Here is a 10,946-nt window from a genome sequence, read left to right as displayed (position 1 = left end):
ACCGTCCACAGCAGGCAGCACATGGGCGTGGCGGGAAAGCGGTTCAGGCGCTGCGCGGGCGGCAGCGGCGCGCAATGCGTGGTGTCGCGCACGAGGAAGGCGCGCACGCAGGAAGCGAGCGCGGTGCGCGGCGCGATCAAACGGGTCAGGGGCGGTGGGGCGGCAGGCATGGCGACGATTGTACCGGCAATTTTCGGCGCCGCGCGCGCTGTCGTATTCGTTCATGTCGTATTCGTTCAAGACGCGTGCGCGCAAGCGCGCTACAGTCAGGCCATCGTTCCACGACAACAGGAGCTTGCCATGCCACCACTCGACCACGTCACCGCACCTGCACCCGCCGCCACCCTGCGCCAGATCCGCCAGTTGCCGGGACCATTCGCCTTGCCCATCATCGGCAACGCCATGCAAGTGAGACTGCCGCGCATCCACCGCGACGTGGAAGGCTGGGTACGCCGCTATGGCCCCTTCGTGCGCGCCTGGTTTGGCCGCACCCTGGTGCTGGTGGTGGCCGACAGCGAGGCCGTGGCCGCCGTGCTGCGCGACCGCCCGGACGGCTTCCGCCGCCCTCTCAGCAGCTACACGATTTCGGTGGAAATGGGTGGCAATCCCGGCGTCTTCCTGGCCGAAGGCAGCGAGTGGCGCAATCAGCGCCGCATGGTGATGGCGGGCATGGCGCCGGGCGCCATCAAGGCGTATTTCCCCGCGCTGGTGACGGTGGCGCAGCGCCTGCAGCGGCGCTGGCAGCATGCCGCCACGCAAGGCCAGGCCATCGCCCTCGATGGCGACCTGAAGCGCTACACGGTCGACATCATCGCCGGGCTGGCCTTCGGCAGCGAAGTCAACACGCTGGAATCGGGCGAGGACGTGATCCAGCGCCACCTGGACGCCATCCTGCCGGCCGTGGCACGGCGCAGCCTGTCGATGCTGCCGTACTGGCGCTACGTCAAGCTGCCCGTCGACCGGCGCCTGGACCGCGACGTGGCAGCGCTGGACGTGGCTGTGGCGCAACTGGTGCAGCAGGCGCGCGAACGCATGGCGCACGACCCCGCGCGGCGCGGGCGGCCACCGAACTTGCTCGAAGCCATGATCGCCGCCGCCGACGAAAAGGACAGCGGCGTGAACGACCGCGCCGTGGCCGGCAATGTGCTGACCATGCTGCTGGCCGGTGAAGACACGACGGCCAACACGATTTCCTGGATCATCTACCTGCTGCAGCGCCATCCGCACAGCCTGGCCAAGGCGCGCGAGGAAGTGCGGCGCCTGGCGCCCGACGTGGCGCAGTTCAGCGTGGCGCAAATGGATAGCCTCGACTACCTGGGCGCCTGCGCCAGCGAGGCCATGCGCTTGAAACCGGTGGCTCCCTACATTCCGCTCGAAGCGCTGCGCGACACGGTGGTGGGCGACGTGGCCGTGCCCGCCGGCAGCATGCTGTGGTGCGTGATGCGCCACGACAGCGTGTCCGATGCGCACTTTCCCGACGCGCAAGCGTTCCGGCCCGAGCGCTGGCTGGAGGGCAGCGCCGAGGCGAACAACAAACGCGCCACCATGCCGTTTGGCGGCGGCTTGCGCACCTGTCCCGGCCGCTATCTGGCCTTGTTGGAAATCAAGATCGCCATGGCCATGCTGCTGGGCAGCTTCGACATCGCCGGCGTCGACACGCCCGATGGCGGCGAGGCGCAGGAGCTGATGGGTTTTGTGATGTCGCCCATCGGCCTGACGATGCGCCTGGCACCACCGCAGTGATACCATGGGGAAGTCCCATACATTCGACCTTCCCATGACTATCCGCCTGGAATCGCCGCAGCAAGCCGACGTGCAAACCCTGATCGCCGAGCTTGATGCGTATCAACAAACCCTGTACCCGGCCGAGTGCGTCTACTCGCTGGACCTGGCATCGTTGCCGCCTGACACCCTGCTGTTCGCCGTCGCCCGCGATGCAGATGGCCGCGCGCGCGCTTGCGGCGCCATCGTCGTCACGCCCGCATTCGGCGAGGTCAAGCGCATGTACGTGCACCCGGATAGCCGCGGCCTGGGCCTGGCCAGGCGCCTGCTAAGCTTGCTGGAAGAACAGGCGCTGGCGCGCGGCTGCCGCTTGCTGACGTTAGAGACGGGCATCCACCAGCCCGAGGCCATCGCCCTGTACGCGCGCCACGGCTACCAGCGGCGCGGGCCGTACGGCGACTATCCCGACGACCCGTTCAGTGTCTTCATGGAAAAACCACTGCAGGTGACCGCATGAGCGCGCCTGCCGACAGCCTGTCTGATATCCGTGCGCGCCTGCGCGCCTTTGCCGACGAGCGCGACTGGGACCAGTTCCACACGCCGAAAAACCTGGCCATGGCCCTGTCCGTCGAAGTGGCGGAACTGGCCGAGCACTACCAGTGGCTGCCCACGGGCGCGGACGCCGAACTCGACGATGCCAAACGCACGGGCATCCGCCACGAACTGGCCGACGTGCTGATGTACCTGGTGCGCCTGGCCGACAAGAGCGGCGTCGACCTGCATGCTGCCGTGCAGGAAAAGATGGCACTGAACGCGCAGAAATACCCGGCGCAACAGGTGCGCGGCGACGCGCGCAAATATAGCGAATACTGAACAGCCACCCGTGCGTGGCCGCCGCGCAAAAAAGCGTAGCATCCAGCCATGCGCATTCCTATTTCCCTGCTGCTTGCCTGCCTGCTCCCTGGCCCGGTTGCCCTGGCGCAAACCGCGCCCGTGCCGCAAGTCAAAGTGGACGCCACGCGCGACCCCGTCGATAAATCCTACCGCAAGATGCTGCAGGGCGTGGACCGCTTCGAGCGCGACCATGCGCTGGCGCCGCAGGCGGTGCTGCGCTTTCGCTTGCTGCCGCGCCAGCCCGGTGTGGACATGACGGGCGTGCGGCTGCGCATCGCCGGCGACACCGTCAGCATCCCCCTGCCCCTGGCCGAGGACAACAGCTTTGCCCCCGTGCGCAATGCACAGGCCGCGCGCGAAGACGCCGTGCTGATCGCCAACCGCAAGGCCACCACCATGAGCTGGCGCGCGCAAGTCATCACGCCCGGCTTGCCGCCCGGCACGCGGCGCCTGGGCGACTTGCGCCTGGAATGCCGCGCCGGCATGGATTCGGGCCTGATCTCGAACGACCCGCAAATCATCGCCTGGCTGTCCAGCATGCTCTACAGCACGGACAAGGTGTGTTCCGAACCGGACGGCAACTATTTGTTCTTCACGGACCGCCCCCTGTTCGGCGTGACCCTCGTGCATGGCGAGCGCAGGGTTTCGTTACCATTCAAGATGCTGTACGCGGGCGGCGAGCAGACCCCCGCCTCGCTGCCCTACTGCGATTGCCAGGTCTTGCTTGACCGCACGTATTACGCGCCCCTGTGGGACACCAGCTGGCCCGACGATACTCTACTGGAATTTAACTATATGGACGAGGTGGCGCCATGAAGTGGCTCAGTGTCTTCGTGCTGATGCTGCTGGCCGCCTGCTCCGGCACACGCGCCTTGCAAGCGAGCAAGAATGTGCCCTACGCTACGCTGGAGCAAACGGTGCAAGCAGGCAGCAGCACGCGCGAGCAAGTACGCGCGGCGCTGGGCGAGAGCACGTCCATCCGCTTCGACAGCGGCAATGAAGTGTGGATGTACACCTACCCGGCCGCCTCGGGCGCGCAGGGAGAGTACGTGATTCTGTTTGGCGGGGATGGGGTGGTGAAGAAGGTGCGCAGCGGGGAAGTGTATCGGGTGAAGCAGTAAGAGTACCCCACAGGCAAAACCCGGGGTCAGACCCGACGGGGGAATGCGCCCCAATGGGGAGCATTCCGATCACGCAGTGACTGACCCCAGCATTTTGCTACCTGGCCTTTAACAGCGCCCTTGCTGCCACGCCCGCACCCACGCTACGCCCCACACCGGCAGCCTTGCGCTTGGGCGAGGCCTTCAGTTTGAAGATGCCGATCGACTGGGCCACGCTCTCGGTGCGCTGCGCCAGGCTGCTGGCGGCCGCGGCCGCCTGCTCCACCAGCGCCGCATTCTGCTGCGTGATGCCATCCATGTGGATGACGGCCTGGTTGACTTGCCCGATGCCCTGGTTCTGCTCGCGTGTGGTCGAGGAAATCTCGTCCATCACTTCCGTCACGCGGGCCACCGAGGCGATCACTTCCGTCATGGTGGCGCCCGCATTGCTGGTCAGCACGCTGCCCGCATTCACGGTGGCGATCGAATGGTCGATCAGATTCTTGACCTCTTTGGCGGCGGTAGCCGAGCGCTGCGCCAGGCTGCGCACTTCGCCGGCCACGACGGCAAAGCCGCGGCCGTGCTCGCCCGCGCGGGCCGCTTCCACGGCCGCGTTCAAGGCAAGGATATTCGTCTGGAAGGCGATGCCATCGATGAGGCCGATGATGTCGAGAATCTTGCGCGACGAGGTGCTGATCTCGTCCATCGTGGTGACCACTTCGCTGACGATGGTGCCGCCCTTGGCCGCGACGGTCGACGCCTGCGCTGCCAGCTTGTTGGCCGTGTCCACGTGGTCGGCGCTGTTCTGCACCGTGGACGTCAGCTCTTCCATGCTGGCCGCCGTCTGTTCCAGGCTGGACGCCTGCGATTCGGTGCGGCTGGACAAGTCCATATTGCCCGTGGCGATCTCGGCCGTGGTGATGCGGATATCCTCGAAGTTGGCGCGCACGTCGCCGATGATGCTGTGCAAGTTGATGTTGGTCTGGCGCAAGGCCGCCATCAATTGGCCCATGTCGTCGTCGCGCACCTTGTCGATGACGCCCGTCAAGTCGCCGCCGGCCATCTTGCGCGCCATCGTGACGGCGTCGCCCAGCGGAGCGACGAGGGAATTGTGCAGATGGGCCCAGAAATACAGCATCAGCGCGACGGCGGCGGCGGCGGCACCGCTGAGCCAGCTGCGCGTGGCCGTGCTCGTGTCGCCATCGATATTCCACACGGCGCAGCCGAGGATGGCCAGCACCACGCCAAAGACGATGCAATGGAAGGCCAGGTCTTGCGACAAGGTCAGCTTGCGCCATTCGGCCAGCTTGGCGGCCCAGCCCTGGCGCACGACGCGGCCATTGCGGATCGCCAGCTTGGCGGCATTGCCGTCTTTGAAACTTTTATACAGGGCTGCCGCTTCGTTGATCTGCTCGCGCGAGGGCTTGGTGCGCACGGACATATAGCCGATCGGGCGGCCGTTTTCGATCACGGGCGTGATATTGGCGAAGACCCAGTAGAAATCACCGTTCTTGCAGCGGTTCTTGACCATGCCGGTCCACGGCATGCCCGTCTTGATGGTGTCCCACAGGTCGGCAAACGCTTCGGCCGGCATATCGGGATGACGCAGGATATTCTGTGGCGCACCCAGCAGTTCCATTTCTGAAAAACCGCTGACTTCAATGAAATACTGATTGGCGTAATTGATGTTTCCCTGTAAATCCGTCGTGGAAACAATCGTCATGCCTTCATTTAATACGTATTCATTTTGCGTGATAGGCGTATTGACCCGCATCGTCGCTCCTCTATTTTTTTTCAACTAGCATAACAAAAACATAAAAACAATATACCACATCAAGCACCCTTGATATATCGCTTCGGCGACAGTGACACTGGTCAAATAATTTAATAAAAACCAATTCATTTATTTTTTAGAATTTACTTTGATTCAACTTGATTGATTTTATTGAATGCAAAATTCAAATTACGCGCACACACAATAATTAATAAAAAATTATGTATCTGCGTGGCAGGCGATAAATACGGCGTATGTGCCGATAAAAAGACGCAGGAAGACTGCCGTCATGACCAGCGCATGGCGACGCCTGCCGCCAACAATAACGCGGCAACAATATTCATTTCTTGAGGGAAAATAAAAACTGGCGCGAACGCGCCAGTGGGGGATGTGTCTCCAATCCGCGACACAGGCGCCGTAGCGCCCGTGGGGATGGCTTACTTGAACGTTTTGCGCGGCGACTTCGGACGCGGTGGCGCAGGCTTGCGCTCCGTCGTGCCGTCATCGAGGCTGATGCGCAGTTTCTGGCCCGATACCACGACCGATTTCAGGTGGTCGAGGATTTCCGGCGGCATGCCTTCCGGCAGATCCAGCACGCTGTAGTTGTCAAAGATATCGATGCGGCCGATATGCTTGGCTTCCAGGTTCGCTTCGTTGGCGATGGCGCCGACGATGTTGCTTGGCGTCACAGCGTGCTCACGGCCCACTTCGATGCGGTAGGCCGTCACGCCAGGGCGTGGACGTTCCTTCTTCGGCGCGCGCGGTGCAGGTGCTGCGTCGCCCGCGTCCGCTGGCGCATCCTTGAACGCTGGCGCGGACTTGGCGGCAAACGGCTTGCGTGGCGCGGCTGGCGGCGCCAGGTCCGGCGCGTCGCCGTCACGGCTGATGCGCAGCTGCTGGCCCGCGACCCACACGGTTTTCAGCTGGTCCAGCAATTCTTTCGGCATGCTGTCTGGCAAGTCCAGGACGCTGTAGTCGTCATAGATTTCGATGCGGCCGATGTTTTTCGAATCGATGCCCGCTTCGTTGGCGATGGCGCCCACGATATTGCCTGGCTTCACGCCATGCTGATGACCGACTTCAATGCGGAAGGTCTGCATGCCGGCGTCGGCTGGACGTTGAATGCGCTCCTTTTTCGGGAAGGCCGGGCGTTCGCCACGGTCGCTGCGCTCGTTACGGTCGAAGCGGTCGCCCCGTTCCGGACGGTCGTTGCGTTCAAAACGGTCTTGGCGCACAGGACGGTCGTCCTGCCACGTGGCTTGCTCGCGCGCCTTGTTCTTGTCCAGCAGCAGCGGCGTATTGCCACGCGCCATCTTCGCCAGGGCGGCGGCGATTTCGATGGCGGGAATGTTTTGCTCGCGTTCGAAATCCTCGATCAGCGACTGGAACTGTTCCAGCTCGCCCAGGGCCAGGGTTTCGCTGATTTGCTCCTTGAACTTGGCGATACGCACGTCGTTGACGGCCTGGATCGTCGGCAGTTCCAGCATGCCGATCGGCTGGCGGGTCGAGCGTTCAATGGCTTTCAACAAGTTCTTTTCACGCGGGGTGATGAACAAAATCGCTTCGCCGCTGCGGCCGGCGCGGCCCGTGCGGCCGATGCGGTGGGTGTAGCTTTCCGGATCGTGCGGCACGTCGTAGTTGACGACGTGGCTGATGCGCTCGACGTCCAGGCCGCGGGCGGCCACGTCGGTTGCCACGAGGATGTCGATCTTGCCGTCTTTCAACTGCTGGATCGTGCGCTCGCGCTGCGCTTGCTGGATGTCGCCATTGATGGCGGCAGCCGAGAAGCCACGGGCTTGCAGCTTGCCAGCCAGCTCTTCCGTACCCAGCTTGGTGCGAGCAAAGATGATCATGCCGTCAAACGCTTCCGCTTCCAGGATGCGGGTCAGCGCGTCGAGCTTGTGCATGCCCGACACCAGCCAGTAGCGCTGGCGGATGTTGTCGGCCGTGCCCGTCTTGGCAGCAACCGTCACTTCGGCCGGGTTCACCAGGTAGGTCGTGGCGATGCGCTTGATGACGGAAGGCATGGTCGCCGAGAACAGGGCCGTTTGATGGCCTTCCGGGGTTTCTTTCAAGATACGTTCGACGTCGTCGATAAAGCCCATGCGCAGCATTTCATCGGCTTCGTCGAGCACCAGGGTTTTCAGCTTGGACAGGTCGAGCGAACCCTTGTCCAGGTGATCGATGACGCGGCCTGGGGTGCCGACGATGACGTGCACGCCGCGGCGCAGGGCCGACAGCTGCGGGCCGTAGCTTTGGCCGCCGTAGATCGGCAACACGTGGAAGCCGGGAATGTGGGCGGCGTACACCTGGAACGCTTCGGCGACCTGGATGGCCAGTTCGCGCGTCGGTGCCAGGACCAGGGCTTGGGGTGAGCTTTGTTTCAGATCGATGCGCGACAGGATCGGCAAGGCGAAGGCGGCGGTTTTACCCGTGCCTGTTTGCGCCTGGCCCAGCACGTCGCGGTTCGCGAGCAATAATGGAATCGTGGCCGCCTGGATAGGCGACGGTGTTTCGTAACCGACATCCTTGAGCGCGCGAATCAGCGGCTCGCTCAGGTTAAGGTCGGAAAATAAGGAAATTGGTGTATCAGACATGAAATCACTCACAAGTTCGCTCGAATCGCCCAATGCGAAAGAGTGTATCTGCTAGTTTACTCTTTACTGGACCTTACCGGGTGGAACGAGGCGGCAGAACGCCATTTTTTGCATTCTAAAACGCAGAAAAATCGGCGATCCGCACGCAATTGGTGCAAAAATCAAACAATATTATGTGTTTTGCAATGGATATGCCGGTTTTACAGGTGCGCCTCGATATTGCTTGCCGCATCGACCGAGTGGCGCAAAAATTCCAGCAAGTCCTCGTTCAGCCTGTCCTTGTGCGTCGTCGCCAAGCCGTGCGGCGCGCCCGCATACACGAGCAGCTTGCTGCCGATGATGAGCTCGGCAGTGCGCCGCGCCGAGGCGGCGATCGGCACGATCTGGTCGTCGTCGCCGTGGATCACCAGGGTCGGCACGTCGAATTTGGCCAGGTCAGCCGTGAAATCCGTCTCGGAAAATTGCTTGATGCACAGGTAAGACGCCGGCATGCCCGCCTGCATGCCTTGCCGCCAGAAACCGTCGCGCACGCCCTGCGAGGGCTTCGCATCGGGCCGGTTGTAGCCATAGAAGGCCACACTCAAGTCGCGGAAAAATTGGCTGCGGTCGGCCTGCACGCCGGCGCGGATGGCGTCAAAAACGGATAGCGGCAAGCCCAGCGGATTGTCGGCCGTCTGCAGCATCAGCGGCGGCACGGCGCCCACCAGCACGGCGCCGGCCAGGCGCCCGGTGCCATGGCGGCCAATGTAGCGCGCCACTTCGCCGCCGCCCGTCGAGTGGCCGACGAGCGTGGCGCCCGTCAAGTCGAGCGCGGCGATCAGGGCGGCCAAGTCGTCGGCATAGGTATCCATGTCGTTGCCGTCGAACGGCTGGCTGGAACGGCCGTGGCCGCGCCGGTCGTGCGCGATGACGCGGTAGCCGTGCGAAGCCAGATAAAACATCTGGTCTTCCCAGGCGTCGGACGACAATGGCCAGCCGTGGCTGAAGACGACGGGCGGGCCGCTGCCCCAGTCCTTGTAGTGGATCAATGTACCGTCGGCGGTACGCAGGGTATTGTTTGAATGCAAGTCAGGGGGTGTCATGGAACGCTCCTTGTCGTTGGACCAGCAGCCATTGTGGCCGCAATGGCGCACGCACGCCGCGCGCTACGCTGGAGCATTGCGGTAGAGTAAGATTGCCGCTGCTTTGCTTTCCCGTATTCACTTTTGGAGTTGTCATGCGCTTTCCCCTCGTCCTCGCCGCCAGCCTGTTCAGCACGGCTACCCTAGCCCAGCCGCTCGTTGCCGAAGCGCCCCTGCGCGCCCACTTGTCCTTCCTGGCCGACGATTTGCTGGAAGGACGCGGCACGGGCCAGCGCGGCGGCGACCTGGCCGTGCGCTACCTGGAAACGCAGGCGGCCGTGGCCGGCCTGCAACCGTTGAAGGATGGCAGCTACCGCCAGGCGCTGACCATCGTCGGCAGCAAGGCCTTGCCATCGAGCAAAGTCACCTTCAGCGCGGGCGGCAAGACCTTGTCTCCCGCCTTCGGCCAGGACATCGTCTTTGGCGCGGCGAATGGGCAACAGACAGTGGCGTTCGACGCGCCCGTCGTGTTTGCCGGCTACGGCATTCGCGCCCCGGAAGAAAACTGGGACGATTTCAAGGGCGCCGACCTGAAGGGCAAACTCGTCATCATGATGGTCAACGACCCGCAGCCGACCAGCGCCGAACCGCAGCGCTTCGCCGGCAAGTCGCTCACGTATTACGGCCGCTGGGTCTACAAGTACGAAGAAGCGCTGCGCCAGGGCGCCGCTGGCGTGCTGCTGATACACACGACGGCATCGGCGTCGTATCCGTGGTCGGTGCCGGCCAACGGTTTCGGCCATGAACGCTTCAACCTGGTGGGCGCGGGCAATGCGATGGAAGGCTGGCTGCAGGAAGACATGGCGCGCGCCCTGTTCCAGGCGGGCGGGCAAGACCTGGACGCCTTGCGCGCACAGGCGGAAACGCGCGCATTCCGCCCCGTCGCCTTGAACGCGACGGTCAAGGTGGCACTGAACAGCCAGATCCGCAGCATCGAGCAATTCAACGTGGCCGGCATCGTGCCGGGCACGGATCCGAAACTCAAGGACGAAGCCGTCATCTACTCGGCCCATTGGGACCACTTGGGCAAGGATGACGAAGGCAGCCAACGCAGCGGCCAGAGCGACCATATCTACAACGGCGCCATCGACAACGCCTCGGGCGCGGCCGCCTTGCTGGCCATGGCGCAAGTGGCGGTGAAACAGCCGGCGCGCCGCACGCAGATCTTCCTGTGGCCAGCTGGCGAGGAAACGGGCATGCTGGGCAGCACGGCCTACGCGCGCGCGCCCCTGTGGCCACTGGCCAAGACGGCCGCCGACCTGAACCTCGACAGCATGAATTTCGTCGGCAAGACGCACGACATCGGCGTGGCCGGCGCCGAGCGTAGCAGCCTGTACGCGAGCGCCGCCAGGGTGGCCAAGCGCATGGGTCTGCGACTGGCGCCGACCATCCCCGACCTGTCCGGCGCGTTTTACCGGGCCGACCATTTTGCGTTTGCCAAGGCCGGCGTGCCCGCCTTCAACGTGGGCTCGGCCGTGTTTTCCGGCGACGGTTCGTTCGACTTCGTCCAGGAGCCCAAAGCCTCAGGCGAGCGCCTGGTGGCGTTTAAAAAGGATTACCACCAGGTCACCGACGAGTACAAGCCGTCATGGGATCTGTCCGGCATGGTGCAGCAGGCGCAATTTACTTTGAACCTGGGCTATGAAGTGGCGAATGACAAGAATTTGCCAGTGTGGAACAAGGGTGAAGCGTTTGGGAAGGTAAAGCGGTAACGTCAAGCGTAGGTCGGATTAGCGGG

Annotated in this window: 9 protein-coding genes; 6 read left to right on the top strand and 3 right to left on the bottom strand. The window is 63.4% G+C overall.

Annotation, left to right across the window (positions count from 1 at the left end; translation table 11 throughout):
* Window positions 1-300 precede the first annotated feature (300 nt).
* The 5 genes from HWE17_RS26000 to bamE are packed head-to-tail and all read left to right on the top strand — an operon-like array spanning window position 301 to window position 3,737.
* A complete protein-coding gene (locus tag HWE17_RS26000; RefSeq protein WP_176390776.1) occupies window positions 301-1,743 on the top strand; it encodes a cytochrome P450 in 1,443 nt (480 codons plus the stop codon).
* Between the two features lie 34 nt (window positions 1,744-1,777).
* Window positions 1,778-2,239, top strand: coding sequence for a GNAT family N-acetyltransferase (locus HWE17_RS25995; protein WP_176390775.1), 462 nt, complete (start codon window positions 1,778-1,780; stop codon window positions 2,237-2,239).
* On the top strand, window positions 2,236-2,595 hold the full coding sequence (locus HWE17_RS25990) for a nucleotide pyrophosphohydrolase (protein ID WP_176390774.1): 360 nt from the start codon (window positions 2,236-2,238) through the stop codon (window positions 2,593-2,595). Before HWE17_RS25995 ends, HWE17_RS25990 begins: the two co-directional genes overlap by 4 nt.
* A gap of 48 nt (window positions 2,596-2,643) precedes the next feature.
* Window positions 2,644-3,432, top strand: coding sequence for a hypothetical protein (locus HWE17_RS25985; RefSeq protein ID WP_176390773.1), 789 nt, complete (start codon window positions 2,644-2,646; stop codon window positions 3,430-3,432).
* Window positions 3,429-3,737: an outer membrane protein assembly factor BamE gene (gene bamE / locus HWE17_RS25980; RefSeq protein WP_176390772.1), complete on the top strand. Its 309-nt coding sequence runs from the start codon at window positions 3,429-3,431 to the stop codon at window positions 3,735-3,737. The genes HWE17_RS25985 and bamE overlap by 4 nt, the downstream gene beginning before the upstream one ends.
* Window positions 3,738-3,834: 97 nt before the next feature.
* On the opposite strand, the gene HWE17_RS25975 is transcribed toward bamE, so the two are convergent.
* From HWE17_RS25975 to HWE17_RS25965, 3 genes are all read right to left on the bottom strand, one after another.
* Window positions 3,835-5,490, bottom strand: coding sequence for a PAS domain-containing methyl-accepting chemotaxis protein (locus tag HWE17_RS25975; protein ID WP_176390771.1), 1,656 nt, complete (start codon window positions 5,488-5,490; stop codon window positions 3,835-3,837).
* Window positions 5,491-5,927: 437 nt separating this feature from the next.
* Complete coding sequence (locus tag HWE17_RS25970) at window positions 5,928-8,087, bottom strand: DEAD/DEAH box helicase (protein ID WP_082127541.1); 2,160 nt, start codon at window positions 8,085-8,087, stop codon at window positions 5,928-5,930.
* A 200-nt stretch (window positions 8,088-8,287) separates the two neighbouring features.
* Complete coding sequence (locus tag HWE17_RS25965; RefSeq protein ID WP_176390770.1) at window positions 8,288-9,169, bottom strand: alpha/beta fold hydrolase; 882 nt, start codon at window positions 9,167-9,169, stop codon at window positions 8,288-8,290.
* Window positions 9,170-9,303: 134 nt separating this feature from the next.
* On the opposite strand from HWE17_RS25965, the gene HWE17_RS25960 reads away from it, so the two are divergent.
* A complete protein-coding gene (locus HWE17_RS25960; protein ID WP_035824333.1) occupies window positions 9,304-10,920 on the top strand; it encodes a M28 family peptidase in 1,617 nt (538 codons plus the stop codon).
* The last annotated feature ends 26 nt before the right edge of the window (window positions 10,921-10,946 follow it).

It is taken from the genome of Janthinobacterium sp. BJB401 (assembly GCF_013372745.1).
GTDB classification, from domain to species: Bacteria; Pseudomonadota; Gammaproteobacteria; order Burkholderiales; family Burkholderiaceae_D; genus Janthinobacterium; species Janthinobacterium rivuli.
Note: the sequence above shows the minus strand (reverse complement) of the source record. Positions and strands in the feature narration are given on the sequence as shown.